We start from the raw sequence: 15132 nt of genomic DNA on the forward strand, positions 1-15132 counted from the left end.
CTCCTTGAACTCCGCCGTGTACATCTGTTTTGGTATCTTCTTCATTGCTGGTCTTTCCAAAGGATCGTTGATTTTACGTTACCTATGGAAGACTAAATTTCGGGGGAAGCTCAGTGTGCTGCCAAATGACCGTTTACACAAAACTAATTACACCCTCGGGTATTTCAGTGTTTTGACGCAATGATGCTCTCAGAGCCAGGACGTTGATTGAAAACCCAAACAAAAAGGCCCGCTTGCGCGGGCCTTTTTGTTCTGGCGTCCCCAGGGGGATTCGAACCCCCGTACTCACCGTGAAAGGGTGATGTCCTAGACCTCTAGACGATGGGGACAGTAATCTGTCCGTACTGACCTTACTTCTACTCTACTACTGCTTACAAAAAACAATAAAGGCCGCATTTGGCGGCCTTATCGATTGTATCGAAAACACTCAACACCAATGCTTTACAGCCTTTTTCTGACTGCTTTCCTGTCAACGCCAAAAGAATTCTGGCGTCCCCAGGGGGATTCGAACCCCCGTACTCACCGTGAAAGGGTGATGTCCTAGGCCTCTAGACGATGGGGACAACAAGTTGCCTAACTACTGCTTTATTGCATAACCACTGCTTTACTTCACTACTTCTGCCACCAATTTACTGGTGGAGGTAAGCGGGATCGAACCGCTGACCTCTTGCATGCCATGCAAGCGCTCTCCCAGCTGAGCTATACCCCCGTTTGCAGAAGCGACATTATAGCAAGCTTATTTGCGGCTTGTAAATCCCGATTTGCAGATTTACAGCAGATAGGGTTGCAAACGCGCCACCACCGCTTCCCGCCCAAATACTTCAAGCACGGCATCGATCGCCGGGGTATGTAACTGGCCGGCGACCATCAGACGCAACGGCATCGCGAACTGCGGCATCTTTAACTTGTGCGTGGCCAGCACTTCCTTGATCATCGGTGCCAGGTTTTCCTTGGTCCACTCAACCGTGGCGCAGCGCCCCACGAAATCGGCCAGCGCCGGTTTAATCGCATCGGTAAAGTGCTGCGTCAGCAAGGTGGCATCAGATGTTGGTTTGCGGTAGAACAGCATGGCCGCAACGGCGATTTCGTTGACGGTATTGGCGCGCTCCTTCAGCAGCCCTATCACTTTCGCCAAATCTGGAGCATTGCTGAAATCGGCGGCGTCGCGCTCCATCAGCGGCTTGACCATCGCGGCCAGGCGCGTATTGTCGGCCAATTTGATGTAGTGGTTGTTGATCCACGCCAGCTTTTCAGGATTGAATTGCGCCGGCGATTTCGACAAGTGATCGAGATTAAACCATTCGCAGAACTGCTCCATCGAGAAAATTTCTTCGTCGCCATGACTCCAGCCGAGACGCGCCAGGTAATTTAGCATCGCCTCCGGCAAGTAACCTTGCGCCGGGTAATCCATGACGCTGACCGCGCCGTGGCGCTTCGACAATTTTTCGCCGTCGGCGCCGAGAATCATCGGTACGTGGCCGTATAACGGCAGCGTCGCACCGAGCGCCTTCAAGATATTGATCTGGCGCGGGGTATTGTTAACGTGGTCGTCGCCACGAATCACGTGGGTGATCTTCATGTCCCAATCGTCCGCCACGACGCAGAAATTGTAGGTCGGCGTACCGTCAGGGCGAGCGATCACTAGATCATCCATTTCACGGTTGAAAATCGTGATGTTGCCCTTGACTACGTCATCCCAGCTGACGTCGCCGTCGAGCGGATTCTTGAAACGCACCACCGGCTTGCGATCCGCAGGAACCGCGGGCAAAACCTTGCCTGGCTCTGGACGCCAGGTGCCGTCGTAGCGCGGCTTTTCGCCAGCTGCGCGCATCCGTTCGCGCATCGCTTCGACTTCTTCCGGCGACGAGTAGCAGTAGTAGGCGCTACCGTCTTGCAGCATTTTTGCGATCACTTCGCGATAGCGATCCATGCGGCGCATCTGGTAGAACGGACCTTCGTCATGCTCCAGCCCCAACCATTGCATGCCGTCGATGATGGCTTGCACTGCTTCAGGAGTCGAGCGCTCGAGGTCGGTATCTTCAATGCGCAACACGAAAGTGCCGCCAAAATGGCGCGCAAAGGCCCAGGAAAACAGCGCGGTGCGGGCACCGCCCAGATGCAGGTAACCGGTCGGACTGGGGGCGAAGCGAGTGCGCACCGGCACAGATGGGGAAGTCGTAGCTGAGGCAGCAGTTGGGGCAGGAGCGGAATTCGGAGCAGTCATGATAAATAAAAACGGCCTTGGATTGCAAAAGCCGTTATCAGGGAAAACCTCATTTTACCGCGTTGCATCAGTCGATGGAACCGCCGCGCCGGTCTACCTATCGGCGAGGTTTATTTGACGGTGATATGGATGGTCTTGCTCAGCTCCGGCCCATAGGACTGATGCGCGCCGTTAGCGAACTGCATGGTCAGCTTGTATTTGCCAGGCGGCAGCGTGAGGCTAGTGTCGGTTTGACCTTTGCCAAAATGCAAATGCGTGTCATCGACCGGAATCGATTGTCCGGCAGGAATGCTGTCTTGGTTGATCAGCAGGTGGTGATGGCCGGTTCCAGGGGTCATGTCGCCGGCCGGCTTGACTTCCATGCCGCTGACACCGAACCTGACGGTAAATGGGCTGCTGACCACCGCACCGTCGGCCGGCTCGATGAACGAGACGGAGGCCGCGTGCGCCATCTGCGGCAAAAAACTGGAAGACATGAGCGTCGCAGCAAACAGTACAGAAAAAATTCGTGATTTCATCGCTATATCCTTGGTATGGTAAATGAATAACACTCAAAAGCTGCTCAACGCCGACTGAAAAGCAATCCGGGCAGCCCGCCAACAATTTACTGAGTGCAATAATACAGCGATATTGTCTGCGCTACCCACCAAAATAAGGACGCTGCCATGCAAACCACCTACGGTAATTTATTTCACAACCTGCCGCTGGATCGTTCGGCAAAAGTTGTCGACCTGCTGCACCAACGGGCCGGTCTTAAGATCGAGCGCATCATCTCCAACGGACAAGCCAGCCCACCCGGCTTCTGGTATGACAATCCACAAGAAGAATGGGTGCTGCTGCTGAGCGGCGCTGCCGCCCTGACCTTAGAGGGCAAGGCCGCACAGCACATCATGCACCCCGGCGACTGGCTGCACATCCCGGCGCATTGCCGCCATCGCATCGAATGGACCGATGCCGGCCAGCCTACGGTGTGGCTGGCGGTGCATCATCCAATCGATCCGCCCTAATCATTCGTGCTTAATAAATACTTTTGCATCAATCTTGATTAATTTAATCGTTCTTGATGACAATGGTCGGGAATTTGCTCGACATGTCACGCGCCTTTTCAGCAACCTTGACCGCCACCTTGCGCGCGATCTGCTTGTAGATCTGGGCTACCTGGCCGTCCGGCTCGGCGACCACGGTCGGCGTGCCGGAATCGGTTTGCTGGCGGATCGACATGGTCAGCGGCAACGCGCCAAGGAAGTCCACGCCGTATTCGCCACACATCTTGGCACCGCCGCCTTCGCCGAAAATCGCTTCAGCATGGCCGCAGTTTGAGCAGATGTGGGTACTCATGTTCTCGACAATGCCCAGAATCGGAATGCCGACCTTCTCAAACATCTTCAACCCCTTGCGCGCGTCCAGCAACGCAATGTCCTGCGGCGTGGTGACGATCACGGCGCCAGTCACCGGGACTTTTTGCGACAGCGTCAGTTGGATGTCGCCGGTGCCGGGAGGCATATCAACGATCAGATAGTCGAGATCGCGCCAGTTGGTTTGCTCCAGCAACTGTTGCAACGCTTGTGTGACGATCGGGCCGCGCCATACCATCGGCTCGTCCGGGTCGACCATGAAACCGATGCTCGATACTTGCAGGCCATGATTTTCCATCGGCTCCATGCTCTTGCCGTCCTTGGTTTGCGGACGGCCGCTGATCCCCATCATCATCGGCTGCGACGGGCCGTAGATGTCGGCATCAAGAATGCCGACCTGCGCGCCCTCGGCGGCCAGCGCCAGCGCCAGGTTGACGGCAGTGGTCGATTTGCCGACGCCGCCCTTGCCGGATGCTACCGCGATGATGTTCTTGACGTTGGCTAACAGCTTGACGCCGCGCTGCACCGCGTGCGATTGTATTTTCGAATAGACATTCGGGCTGACCTGGCCGACCCCGGGCAACCCGCGGATCGCCGCCACCGCTGCAGCGCCGATCAAACCCAACTGGCTCTTGGCGGGATAGTCGAGTTCAACGTCGAAACTGACATTGACACCATCCAACTGTATATTTTTGGCAGATTTTCCGGCAACCAGATCCTTGCCGGTATTTGGATCAATGACGCCGGCCAATGCTGCCTTGACTGCTTCAATCGTGATGCTCATTACTTTTCCTCTACGCATTTCCACTAAGATGCGGCAAGTCTAAACCATATTGCGGCTGTTCCGCTGAGCTCGGCATAGGCCGCGCTGAAAAACCTGCGATCCGTTTATTGTGGTTACGCTATCCGACAATTGTCGTCGTTGGCTGCTAAAATCAATCCTTTTATCCACTCTGCAGCACTTAACATTGCCAAATGAGCATCACCTTGACTTCAACTCCCCGCCAATTATTCGTCACTACCGCCCTGCCATACGCCAATGCGGCGTTCCATATCGGCCACATCATGGAGTACATCCAGGCTGACATCTGGGTCCGGTTCCAGCGAATGCAGGGCCATGAAGTCAATTTCGTCGGCGCTGACGATGCGCATGGCGCGCCGATCATGATCGCCGCCGAAAAAGCCGGTATCACACCACAGGAATTCGTGGCGCAGATCGCCGCCGGTCGTAAACAATATCTGGACGGTTTCCATATCGCTTTCGATAACTGGCACTCGACCGACGGTCCGGAAAACCATGAACTGTCGCGCGCCATCTATCGCAAGCTGAAGGCCGCGGGCTTCATTGCCACCAAGACCATCGAGCAGTTTTTCGATCCGCTTAAGAACATGTTCCTGCCGGACCGCTACATCAAGGGCGAATGCCCTAAATGCGGCGCCAAAGACCAATACGGCGATTCTTGCGAAGTATGCAGCTCGGTGTACGCCCCGACCGACTTGAAGAATCCCTACTCGACACTGACCGGCGCGACGCCGGTGATGAAGTCGTCGGAACACTTCTTCTTCAAATTATCCGATCCGCAATGCGTGGCATTCCTGCGCGGCTGGGCGCTTGGCAATCTCGACGGCAAGCCGCGGCTGCAATCGGAAGTCGCCAACAAAGCCAAGGAATGGCTGGAAAGCGACGGCGGCATGGGCGACTGGGACATCAGCCGCGATGCGCCCTACTTCGGCATTGAGATCCCGGATGAACCGGGCAAGTATTTCTACGTCTGGCTGGATGCGCCGGTCGGCTACCTGGCTTCGCTGAAGAATTACTTCAACAAGATTGGCCGCGATTACGATGCCTTCATGGCCGATCCGCAGACCGAGCAATATCACTTCATCGGCAAAGACATCACCTATTTCCATACGTTGTTCTGGCCGGCGATGCTGCATTTTTCCGGCCACAAAGTGCCGAACAATGTATTCGTGCACGGCTTCCTGACGGTCTCCGGCGAAAAAATGTCGAAATCGCGCGGCACCGGCATTTCGCCGCTGCGCTATCTGGATCTCGGCATGAACCCGGAATGGATGCGCTACTACATCGCCGCCAAGCTGAGCGCCAAGGTGGAAGATCTGGACTTCAATCCAGATGACTTCGTGGCCCGCGTCAACGCCGACCTGATCGGCAAGTACATCAACATCGCCAGCCGCGCCGCTGGCTTCATCACGAAAAAATTCGACGGCAAGATCAGCACCGCCTGGGCGACCGACAACGACCCGTTCCTGGCCGCCCTGCGTGCCGTCGCCGCCGATATCGGCGCGCTGTACGATGGCCGTGAATTCGGCAAGGCCTTGCGTGCCGTGATGGAGCAGGCTGATGTGATCAACGCTTACGTCGACGCCAACAAGCCGTGGGAGCTGGCCAAGGATCCGGCCAAGGAAGCAGCTCTGCACGAAGTCTGCAGCCGCCTGCTGGAGGCGTTCCGCATTCTGACGATTTACCTGAAGCCGGTATTGCCGGCGCTGGCCGCCCAGGTCGAGTCTTTCCTGCAAATCCAGCCGCTGGTTTGGGCGGATGTCGCCACGCCGCTCGCAGACGGCCACCGGATCAATGCCTATACGCACCTGATGACAAGAGTCGAACCGAAGATGCTGGATGCGCTGTTCGATGCGCCGACCGTAGCTGCGGCTGCGCCGACTGAAGAATCCACCGCCGACACAGCCGACACAGCCGCCAGCGCCATCGAACCACTGGCCGCAGAAATCAAGATCGACGATTTCGTCAAAGTCGATTTGCGCATCGCCAGGATCGTCAACTGCGAACACGTCGATGGTTCCGACAAATTGCTGCGCCTGACGCTGGATGTCGGCGAAGGTCGCCTGCGCAACGTCTTCTCCGGTATCAAATCATCCTACCAGCCGGAACAACTGATCGGCAAACTGACCGTCATGGTGGCCAATCTGGCACCGCGCAAGATGAAGTTCGGCGTGTCGGAAGGGATGGTGCTGGCAGCCTCGGCAGCAGACAGCAAGACCAATGCCGGCATTTATGTACTCAACCCATGGCCAGGTGCAGAGCCGGGCATGCGCGTCAGCTAATTAAGTGAAGCAAGCATATGAACCTGCAAGTCCGCGAAGCGAGCACCGACGATGCCGCACTGATAGCCGAACTGACACGCGCTTGCTGGGCTGAACGAGTCAGCGCCAGCTCCAGCGGCCACCGCGAAAGCACCGAGCGGGTGCTGCACGACCTGCAGCGCGGCGGCGGTTTCGTCTTGCAACTGGATGCGCAACCAATCGGTTCGGTGCGCTGGCTACCGTCGGATACCGAAACCGAGGTCTGGGAAATCCTGCGCATGGGTGTGTTGCCGACCTATCGCGGACAAGGCCTGTCGCAGCATCTGATGGAAGCGGTGATACATCGCGCCCAAAGCGCCGACATCAGTGAGCTGAGGCTGACGGTACGCGCCGACCAGACCCGGGTGGTAGATCTATATGCGGTGTTCGAATTCGAACTGGCGCCGGAGCTGGAATACACCCGCGCCAATCCGCTGGAAGAACCGCCGCTGGTGATGCGGCGCTGGCTCAAGCGATAGTCGCCCGCAGCGCCCTGAGGCAGGAGCGAGCGCCCCTGGTTCTTTCCACCGTCAGTTGCAGGTCAATTGCAGGCCAATTGCAGGTAAGTTGCAGATTAGACTATACCGAGCTGTCTTGTTATTCTTGTTATTCCGATACCGCAGGATAATCCCTCTGATCGCTGCGCACAAACGGTTCAGCGGCGAGGAAATAGCATAAAATAGCGCCTACTTCCACCGAATTATCAAAGCGATCATGACATACTCCAAACAAATTTCCGGTTACGAGTCTGATATCACCAAGTTCATCGAAGAACTCAAGAAAAAAAATCCGAAATTGGAAGAGCAGCAACAGGCTGGCCGCGCTTTGCTGTGGGACAAGGCACCGATTGACCTGGACAGCCAGCAGCGCGCTGAGGAATCACGCGTCGATCAGCAACCCTACGTTTATCAAAACAACCACTAACTGCATCAAGCTCAGGTAACGTTCAATGAGCCAGAACGTGTCGGATGCGGCAGAACTGACGCTGGAAGGGCAGCCCGATTCGACGCCGGACGTGATCGACGGCGTCGCCTTTGCACGCCTGTATGGCGAGCCGCTGTTCCGCATGCCGACCGACTTGTACATCCCGCCGGATGCGCTGGAAGTCTTCCTCGAAGCATTTGAGGGCCCACTTGATCTGTTGCTGTACCTGATCCGCAAGCAGAACTTCAACATTCTTGATATTCCGATGGCGCAGGTCACGCTGCAATATCTGGAATATGTCGACCAGATTCGCATCACCAATCTGGAGTTGGCGGCGGAATACCTGCTGATGGCGGCGATGCTGATCGAGATCAAATCGCGCATGCTGCTGCCGGTGCGCAAGACCGATAGCGAAGAAGCCGAAGATCCGCGTGCCGAACTGGTGCGGCGCCTGCTGGAATACGAGCAGATGAAGCTGGCCGCGCGAGAAATCGACGCCCTGCCGCAACTGGGACGCGATTACGTGCGTACCCAAATCTACATCGAACAAAATACCGTTATCCGCTGGCCGGACGTCAATATCGACGACCTGCAGGCAGCCTGGGCCGATGTGATCAAACGCGCCCGACTCACCGCCCACCACACCATCAGCCGCGAAGAATTGTCGGTGCGCGAGCATATGACCGGCATCCTGCGGCGCTTGCAAGCGCCGCGCTTTGTCGAATTTGCCGATCTGTTCGATCCCGCCCGTGGCGTGCCGGTACTGGTGGTCAACTTCATCGCACTGCTGGAACTGGTCAAGGAAACCCTGATTGAAATCACCCAGGCAGAACCTTTTGCACCAATCTATGTGCGACTGGCTTATTCGCCGACTTTTGCGCCCGCTTATGCCCCGACGTGATTTTTGTAGGGTGGGCGCCTGTACCCACGCCTGACGCAAGGCAGTGTGAATCTGTCATCTCAGCCAAGCGTGAGCACGCCAGCGATCCCATCGTACACGTGAAACCATGGAATTTTCCTTGCTGCGGTAACTCTTACATTCTATTCCGCAAATATATTATTTTATGAAAATCATCTCCTCCATCGAAGAACTCCGCGACCAGTTGCGCGGCCAGTTGCGTACCGCTTTCGTGCCAACCATGGGCAACCTGCACGACGGCCATCTGTCGCTGATGCGGCTGGCAAAGAAGCATGGCGATCCGATCGTCGCCTCGATCTTCGTCAATCGTCTGCAATTCGGGCCTAACGAAGATTTCGACAAATACCCGCGCACTTTCGCCGCCGACGTCGAGAAGCTGGAAAAGGAAGGCGTCTACGTTCTTTTTGCGCCGACTGAAAAAGACTTGTATCCAGAACCGCAGGAATTCCGCGTGCGGCCACCGGACGGGCTCGGCAATACGCTCGAAGGCGAATTCCGCCCAGGCTTTTTTACCGGCGTCACGACTGTCGTATTGAAGCTGTTTTCCTGTGTTCAGCCACGGGTTGCGGTGTTCGGCAAAAAGGATTACCAGCAGTTGATGATCGTGCGCAACATGTCCAAGCAATTTGCGTTGCCGACCGAAATCATCGCCGCCGAAACTTTCCGCGCCGCAGACGGCCTCGCGCTGTCGTCGCGCAATATGTACCTGTCGGCCGAGGAGCGTGCCGAAGCGCCGTCGCTGTTCAAGACGCTCAACCAGGTTGCCGACGAAGTGCGCGCCGGTCACCTCGATATCTTCGAACTGGAAAAGCAAGCGATGTCGCAACTGGCAGGACGCGGCTGGCAGCCTGATTACATCTCGATCCGCAAACGCAGCGACCTGCAACCGCCGGCCGCCGGTGATCTGGCGCAGGGCGAAAAGCTGGTGGTACTGGCCGCAGCCAGGCTGGGCGTGACGCGCCTGATCGATAATCTGGAAATTTGAGCCACCTATGCCAGCGCGCCGACACTACAGACAATATGTTGTTTGGCTGGCGGCGCTGTTGGCCAACGCCAACGCCAACGCCAACGCCAATTCTGGAATCGACAAGATCACGGTGCAAGACGATGCGCAGCACAGCGTCACGCTGTCTCACCCGGCACAGCGCATCATCAGCCTGGCACCGCATGCCACCGAACTATTATTTGCGGCAGGTGCCGGACCTTATGTGATCGGCGCCAGTGCCTACAGCGATTATCCGCCTGCCGCAAAACAGCTACTCAGCGTCGGCGAAGGCAATGCACTAGATGCCGAGCGCATCATCGCGCTCAAGCCGGATCTGATAGTCGCCTGGAGCAGCGGCAATTCAGCCAGCCAGCTGGCGACATTGCGCGCGATCGGGATTCCGGTATTCGAAAGCGAACCGCACGACTTCAGCACTATCGCCTCCTCGCTGGAACGGCTGGCGAAACTGGCCGGTACCGAAGCCATCGGCAAAGCAGCCGCCGCCTTCCGCGCGCGCCTGGCGCTACTGACCAAGACCTACCGGCAGCGCCCCAAGGTCAGGGTGTTTTACCAAATCTGGAAAAAGCCGCTGATGACGCTCAACGACGAGCATCTGGTGTCGAGCGCGATCCGTTTATGCGGCGGCGAAAATATATTCGGCAAGCTGCCACAACTAGTACCGACCGTCAGCACCGAAGCGGTATTGCAAGCCAACCCGGAAGTGATCTTTGCCGCCGACGGCAGCAATACCGGGGCGGCTGACCAGAGCTTGTGGCGCCGTTTTCCGTCACTCACCGCCGTGGCGCGCAACAATCTGTTCACATTGACAGCGGATCAGATCAGCCGGCCCGGGCCGCGGATTCTGGATGGCGCCACCGAGCTATGCCAGAACCTGGATATCGCACGGGCGCGACGCCAGTAAGCGTTTACCGGCTGCCGAAACAAGCTGATCCACGCACGCGGTTTCGGCAGCACCCGCCATTGGCGGCAATGCGCAGGGAAACAATACACCCGTGCGGGATATCAGCAGTTGGCATGAACAAGCGCCGCGAACCGTTTTGCATGACTTCGAAGCGGCATCCGAACGCGGCTTGCAGCAACTCCGGCTGCAATACGCTATCAACGCTGCCCTGCCACGATTTTCCGTCGCCCAGCAGCAGTACATGGGTCGCGTAACGCGCCACCAGATTGATGTCATGACAGGCTGCGATGACGGCTTTCTGCGGCGGCGACGCATCGACTATCCTCTGCAACAACTCCATCACCACGATTTGTGCTGCGGCGTCCTGGTGGGCAGTTGGTTCATCGAGCATGAGCAATAACGGATCCTGCGCCAGCAAGGTGGCCAAGGCCACGCGCTGACGCTCACCGCCCGACAGACTTAACAAGTCGTGCTCGCTGAAGGCCGCCATCCCGACCTGTTGCAACGCTTGCATTGCCAGCACGCGATCGTCTTCTTTATCCCAACCGAAGCCGAACTGGTGCGGATGCCGGCCGGCGATTACCGCTGCCAGCACGCTACTGGAAAATGCATCGGCCTGATGCTGTGCCAGCAATCCGCGTAAGCGCGCCAGCTGCTGCGCTGTTGTCGCCTGAATGTCGCGGCCCTGAATCAGCACGCGGCCGCCAGCTGGTTTGTATAGTCCGGCCAGCGTGTGTAGCAAAGTCGATTTGCCGATGCCGTTACGACCTAATATGCACCAGAATTGGCCTGGCACAATCTGCCAGTCGAGCCGCTCGCACAGCACTCTGGCAGCAACACTGAGGCGCAACCGCTCGGTACACAACAGGGGTGCGTCCAGTTGGTTCATGCCCGGCTCCGCGATAGCAACCACAGAAAAACCGGCACGCCGACCAGCGCGGTAATCACCCCTACCGGCAGTTGGGTCGGTGCCACGACGGTACGCGCCGCCAGATCGGCCAGTGTCAGAACTGCGCCGCCGCTGATGACACTGGCTGGCAGCAGCAGCCGCTGGTCGTTACCGATTAGCAGCCGTACCGCATGCGGCACCACCAGACCGATAAAGCCGATGGTACCGGCTACGCTGACGGCCGCGGCAGTCGCCAGCGAAGCTGCAACCAATGTCAGAAAACGCAGCCGCACCACGGACACGCCAAGCAGTTGTGCAAAGCCTTCACCGTGGCTCAGCAGATTGAGTTGGCGCGCGTTGCACACGCCCCATAGCAGAATCAGCAACAACAATATCGCCGCCGGGGTCAGCCCGAGAGCGTCTTCCAGGTCGCCCATCAACCAGAACAGCATGCCGCGCAGTTGTGCATCCGGCGCTAAGGTCAACGCCAGCGTGACGATCGCGCCAAAACCGGCGGCGATCATCACACCGGTCAAAATCAGGCGATGGCCGCCGTGCTGGGCGACAGTAGGTAATCGACGCAAGGCTTGGCGCGCCAAACCGAACAACAGCAGAACTGCCAGGCCGGAGCCTGCAGCGGCGCCGAATGCGGCAACACCGTTGCCCGTCAGTCCAATATGCCTGGCAGCCAGCAAGGCCAGCAACGCGCCGGCGGCGGAGCCGCCGGACAATCCCAACACATAGGGGTCGGCCAGGGGATTACGCAATAGCACTTGCATCAATGCCCCAGCCAGCGATAACAGGCCGCCAACAACGAAAGCGGCTGCCACTCGCGGCAGCCGCAAAGAAAAATAGATTTGATCGACTGCCGATCCACACCCGCTACTGCCGCACGCTACCGACAACGTCAGCGCCAGCATCGCAAAGACGGCGAGGCAGAGCAAGATGACGGCGGCGCGGCGCAAGGAAGTTGTGCTTGTCAATTTAGTCGAATCAAATCGTTGATGAATCGCTCAGCGTACATCAATCATGGACCGCGAGGGCGGCAGCTTGTTGGCCCTCGGGTCCATGACAGGCCCAATATAAACGTTACCGAAGTGCACTATCGGTAAATCGCAATTGCGCTCGGCACAGGTGCCTACACTACTTTTTACTGCTGCCAACTTGCGCCGACAAATAAGCCGCGTGATGGCTGGTTATAGCCGTATGCGGTTTGGTAATCGCGATTAAACAGATTATCGATGCGACCAAACAACGACACTTGCTTACTCAACTGATAGCGCGCATTGGCGTTGGTCAGCCAATATGCCGGCAGTTGCGGGTTGCCGGGGATATCGGAACGGCTGTCGGTGTACTGCACATCGGTGCCGACACGCCAGGCGCCAAAATTCTTGGTGACTCCCAACGCCCCCAGGGTCTTGGCGCGGCGCACCAGGGTCTGATCAGTCGATTCGTCCTTCGGGTTCTGCAAGGTCAGGCTGGCACGCCAGTCGATATCTGCCAACCTGGCGCCGGCGCTTAGTTCCAGGCCCTGGTTCTTGGCGCGGGCGATATTAATGGTGCGGAAAGTCAGCGGATCGTAGCCGAACTGGTCACGGGTACGGGTATCGAACAGGGTGGCACGCAGCAGGGTTGCACCAGCGGCATATTGCACGCCCAACTCGTAAGACTTGGAACGCTCGGCCTTGAGATTGGTGTTGCCATACAACGGGTCATACAATTGCACCGGCGTGGGCGCATTGAATGCAGTTGAGGCATTGGCGATCAGCTTGACGGTATCGGTCAGTGCATAGCCGTAACCGAGATAGCCGGTGCTGTCCGAACCGGAACCGCCAACGTCGTCATGACGCAGGTTCAATTGCAATTGGCGGGCGCCGATTTTGCCCAGAACGCCAGCGTAGAAACTCGACATCGAGCGCGAATAGCTGTTGCTGGAATTGCCATAGCTGCTGTTGGCGTTGACATCAGCCTTTTCGCGGCCGGCATCGACGCCCGCAGTCGCTGTCCACAGCGGCGCCAGGCGCAATTCATTGGCCCATTGCAGCAGGTTCTGCGTGCTCTTGTAGGCGTTGCTGCTGTTGCCGAACGTGGTCAGGTCTTGCAGATTGTCGCGATTGACGTTTTGCGACAGCGTCAGGGTCGAGGTCCAGTCCTGGGTGAATTTGTTTTTCGAAAACACGGCGATCGACTGGCTCTTCGAATGACCGTTGTTCTGGTCGCTCGGCGTGCCGTAGGCATCGTCGAAAGTGTACCTGGCGTCGTTGGCATAAAGACGCACACCAACTTCATTGCCCTTGTTCCACTCCTGCGCTACCGATCCGGACACGCTGGTGTTGCCGTCGCCATTGCGGTCAGGGTTGACGTTAGGGCTTTGCAGCGGATTCTGCGCTGAAAACCCGTCGGTCTTGAAACGACTCAGCGACAACGCATAACTGGTATCGCCGCTCTTGCCGCTAACCCCGACATTCCCCTGATAAGTACCGCGCGAGCCACCCTCGACCGAGGCGTTGACTGCCGCAGCGCCGCTGCCGCGCTTGGTGAAAATCTGCACCACGCCGCCGATGGCGCCCGAGCCGTAGATCGCGGAAACGTTACCGCGCACGATTTCGATGTGATCGATCTGGTCCGGCAGAATGTTTTCCAACGCCGGCAAACCATAAGAAGCCTGACGGCGAATCGGCACGCCATCGATCATGATCAGGGTTTCCGACGAGTTGGCGCCGCGCATGAACAGTGAAGCCTGCTGGCCGGGGCCGCCGACGCGGGTGATCTGGATGCCGGCTTCGCGTTCCAGCAATGCCGGCAGATCAGGTGCCTGAGAATTGCGGATGTCCTCGGCACTGATGACGGTAGTGTGCGGCAAGGCATCGCTCTGCGGCTGTGCAACACGCGCCGCAGTCACCACGACTGGCACCAGGTTCTGGTCTTGGGCGCTTTGCGCCATGGCTGAGCCGACGCCGGAGGAGAGAATCGCGCAAGCGAGCGCAAGCGGCTTCAAAGTCGCGCCATGACGGCGTGATAAAGATAAAGTCATGTTGGATACGATAAGAGTCCCCGGCCTGCTTCCCCGCAAGCCCGGTTGTAACAGCAGCAGCGAATCAGCGCACTACGCCTATTCCCCACTCCCCCTGATCTGGCCGGTATCCGGGCTAACAAAACGCAGCGTATCACCTTCCCATGCCTGGCGAGGCCGAAGCACAGTGGTACAAGACACGCTCTGTCGACTGCTGAAAAAAAGATGACTTTCAACCACCGACGCTTGTTTTACCGTTGCGGGGGCAGCACACGTTGGCCGGCAATCCTGTTGATCGGCTGGCGCCGTGTTTCCCGTTTAACCGCGGACATGAACATGTTCGCGTGCACCAAAACCCGCACATTGTAAGGCCGGCGCCGGTTTGCGGCAAATGCCGGAAGGCTTGGCAGGCTGAGAGTGTGGTGAAATTGATCTGGTGGCGCCCCAAAACGGCCACTGACCGGTGCTTCAGCGGGAGCGCGGGGACGATATGCAGTGATCGGCCACCCTCCTCTCCATCAATTTCAAAATAAGCAACCTAAACCATCGCAGCACGCCGCAGTCCACAGATCTCCAATATCAAATAGCAGAGATCAAAGCGCAGATACCGGTTGTGCAATTTGGGCCACGGCAGCGCCGCCATACAACGACAAAAAATAGCGGATAACAACAGCGGATAACAACAGACTGAGCTTCCCTCGATTTTTCGTCTTCCAACAGGTGGCTTTTATGCCGCCTGTTTTTCCTGATGTTGCTCAGCGAGCCAGTCATCTAAATACTGGCAGGGTGAACGATAGCC

Annotated in this window: 13 protein-coding genes, 3 tRNA genes and 1 riboswitch; of the genes, 7 read left to right on the top strand and 9 right to left on the bottom strand. The window is 57.5% G+C overall.

Translation table 11 applies throughout. The features are described from left to right. Positions 1-253: 253 nt before the first annotated feature. From ACIQ0R_RS05335 to ACIQ0R_RS05355, 5 genes are all read right to left on the bottom strand, one after another. Positions 254-329, bottom strand: a tRNA-Glu gene (locus ACIQ0R_RS05335). Positions 330-487: 158 nt separating this feature from the next. Continuing rightward, positions 488-563: transfer RNA gene (locus ACIQ0R_RS05340), tRNA-Glu, on the bottom strand. Positions 564-633: 70 nt separating this feature from the next. Next, positions 634-709 (bottom strand) — tRNA-Ala (locus ACIQ0R_RS05345). 60 nt (positions 710-769) lie between these two features. Further along, positions 770-2224 carry a glutamate--tRNA ligase gene (gltX, locus tag ACIQ0R_RS05350; RefSeq protein ID WP_395824569.1) on the bottom strand — a complete coding sequence of 485 codons (1455 nt, stop codon included), beginning with the start codon at positions 2222-2224 and terminating at the stop codon, positions 770-772. A gap of 110 nt (positions 2225-2334) precedes the next feature. After that, positions 2335-2700: a DUF4399 domain-containing protein gene (locus tag ACIQ0R_RS05355; RefSeq protein WP_395824604.1), complete on the bottom strand. Its 366-nt coding sequence runs from the start codon at positions 2698-2700 to the stop codon at positions 2335-2337. A gap of 189 nt (positions 2701-2889) precedes the next feature. Between ACIQ0R_RS05355 and ACIQ0R_RS05360 the strand changes: the two genes are divergently transcribed. Beyond that, entirely contained in the window at positions 2890-3231 is a 342-nt protein-coding gene (locus ACIQ0R_RS05360; protein ID WP_395824572.1) for a cupin domain-containing protein, read from the top strand. Between the two features lie 43 nt (positions 3232-3274). On the opposite strand, the gene apbC is transcribed toward ACIQ0R_RS05360, so the two are convergent. Beyond that, on the bottom strand, positions 3275-4363 hold the full coding sequence (gene apbC / locus ACIQ0R_RS05365; protein ID WP_395824575.1) for an iron-sulfur cluster carrier protein ApbC: 1089 nt from the start codon (positions 4361-4363) through the stop codon (positions 3275-3277). 191 nt (positions 4364-4554) lie between these two features. Here apbC and metG point away from each other — a divergent pair, with 191 nt between their 5' ends. The 6 genes from metG to ACIQ0R_RS05395 all read left to right on the top strand — a co-directional run bounded on the left by metG (position 4555) and on the right by ACIQ0R_RS05395 (position 10431). Then, positions 4555-6663, top strand: a complete 2109-nt coding sequence (metG, locus tag ACIQ0R_RS05370) for a methionine--tRNA ligase (RefSeq protein WP_395824578.1) — start codon at positions 4555-4557, stop codon at positions 6661-6663. Between the two features lie 17 nt (positions 6664-6680). Further along, entirely contained in the window at positions 6681-7160 is a 480-nt protein-coding gene (locus tag ACIQ0R_RS05375; RefSeq protein WP_395824581.1) for a GNAT family N-acetyltransferase, read from the top strand. A 235-nt stretch (positions 7161-7395) separates the two neighbouring features. Continuing rightward, complete coding sequence (locus tag ACIQ0R_RS05380; protein WP_395824586.1) at positions 7396-7605, top strand: DUF3460 family protein; 210 nt, start codon at positions 7396-7398, stop codon at positions 7603-7605. 25 nt (positions 7606-7630) lie between these two features. Further along, positions 7631-8506, top strand: coding sequence for a segregation and condensation protein A (locus ACIQ0R_RS05385; RefSeq protein WP_395824589.1), 876 nt, complete (start codon positions 7631-7633; stop codon positions 8504-8506). 163 nt (positions 8507-8669) lie between these two features. Then, complete coding sequence (gene panC / locus ACIQ0R_RS05390) at positions 8670-9509, top strand: pantoate--beta-alanine ligase (RefSeq protein ID WP_395824593.1); 840 nt, start codon at positions 8670-8672, stop codon at positions 9507-9509. Positions 9510-9516: 7 nt separating this feature from the next. Next, on the top strand, positions 9517-10431 hold the full coding sequence (locus tag ACIQ0R_RS05395; RefSeq protein WP_395824596.1) for a cobalamin-binding protein: 915 nt from the start codon (positions 9517-9519) through the stop codon (positions 10429-10431). Positions 10432-10435: 4 nt separating this feature from the next. Here ACIQ0R_RS05395 and ACIQ0R_RS05400 read toward each other — a convergent pair whose 3' ends face one another. The 3 genes from ACIQ0R_RS05400 to ACIQ0R_RS05410 all read right to left on the bottom strand — a co-directional run bounded on the left by ACIQ0R_RS05400 (position 10436) and on the right by ACIQ0R_RS05410 (position 14354). Beyond that, positions 10436-11320, bottom strand: a complete 885-nt coding sequence (locus ACIQ0R_RS05400; protein ID WP_395824599.1) for an ABC transporter ATP-binding protein — start codon at positions 11318-11320, stop codon at positions 10436-10438. Further along, positions 11317-12240, bottom strand: a complete 924-nt coding sequence (locus ACIQ0R_RS05405) for a FecCD family ABC transporter permease (protein WP_395824607.1) — start codon at positions 12238-12240, stop codon at positions 11317-11319. The genes ACIQ0R_RS05400 and ACIQ0R_RS05405 overlap by 4 nt, the downstream gene beginning before the upstream one ends. A gap of 230 nt (positions 12241-12470) precedes the next feature. Further along, positions 12471-14354: a TonB-dependent receptor plug domain-containing protein gene (locus ACIQ0R_RS05410; RefSeq protein WP_395824602.1), complete on the bottom strand. Its 1884-nt coding sequence runs from the start codon at positions 14352-14354 to the stop codon at positions 12471-12473. An 83-nt stretch (positions 14355-14437) separates the two neighbouring features. Continuing rightward, positions 14438-14702: riboswitch (cobalamin riboswitch) on the bottom strand. Positions 14703-15132 lie beyond the last annotated feature (430 nt).

This window comes from Collimonas sp. (genome assembly GCF_044339385.1).
GTDB lineage: Bacteria > Pseudomonadota > Gammaproteobacteria > Burkholderiales > Burkholderiaceae_D > Collimonas.

Bases quoted from the DNA above. Each gene is read 5' to 3' on its own strand.
- ACIQ0R_RS05405 (WP_395824607.1), bottom strand. From the start codon at position 12,240: ATGCTGGCGCTGACGTTGTCGGTAGCGTGCGGCAGTAGCGGGTGTGGA.
- metG (WP_395824578.1), top strand. From the start codon at position 4,555: ATGAGCATCACCTTGACTTCAACTCCCCGCCAATTATTCGTCACTACC.
- ACIQ0R_RS05380 (WP_395824586.1), top strand. From the start codon at position 7,396: ATGACATACTCCAAACAAATTTCCGGTTACGAGTCTGATATCACCAAG.
- apbC (WP_395824575.1), bottom strand. From the start codon at position 4,363: ATGAGCATCACGATTGAAGCAGTCAAGGCAGCATTGGCCGGCGTCATT.
- gltX (WP_395824569.1), bottom strand. From the start codon at position 2,224: ATGACTGCTCCGAATTCCGCTCCTGCCCCAACTGCTGCCTCAGCTACG.
- ACIQ0R_RS05400 (WP_395824599.1), bottom strand. From the start codon at position 11,320: ATGAACCAACTGGACGCACCCCTGTTGTGTACCGAGCGGTTGCGCCTC.
- ACIQ0R_RS05355 (WP_395824604.1), bottom strand. From the start codon at position 2,700: ATGTCTTCCAGTTTTTTGCCGCAGATGGCGCACGCGGCCTCCGTCTCG.
- ACIQ0R_RS05395 (WP_395824596.1), top strand. From the start codon at position 9,517: ATGCCAGCGCGCCGACACTACAGACAATATGTTGTTTGGCTGGCGGCG.
- ACIQ0R_RS05360 (WP_395824572.1), top strand. From the start codon at position 2,890: ATGCAAACCACCTACGGTAATTTATTTCACAACCTGCCGCTGGATCGT.
- ACIQ0R_RS05375 (WP_395824581.1), top strand. From the start codon at position 6,681: ATGAACCTGCAAGTCCGCGAAGCGAGCACCGACGATGCCGCACTGATA.
- ACIQ0R_RS05410 (WP_395824602.1), bottom strand. From the start codon at position 14,354: ATGACTTTATCTTTATCACGCCGTCATGGCGCGACTTTGAAGCCGCTT.
- ACIQ0R_RS05385 (WP_395824589.1), top strand. From the start codon at position 7,631: ATGAGCCAGAACGTGTCGGATGCGGCAGAACTGACGCTGGAAGGGCAG.
- panC (WP_395824593.1), top strand. From the start codon at position 8,670: ATGAAAATCATCTCCTCCATCGAAGAACTCCGCGACCAGTTGCGCGGC.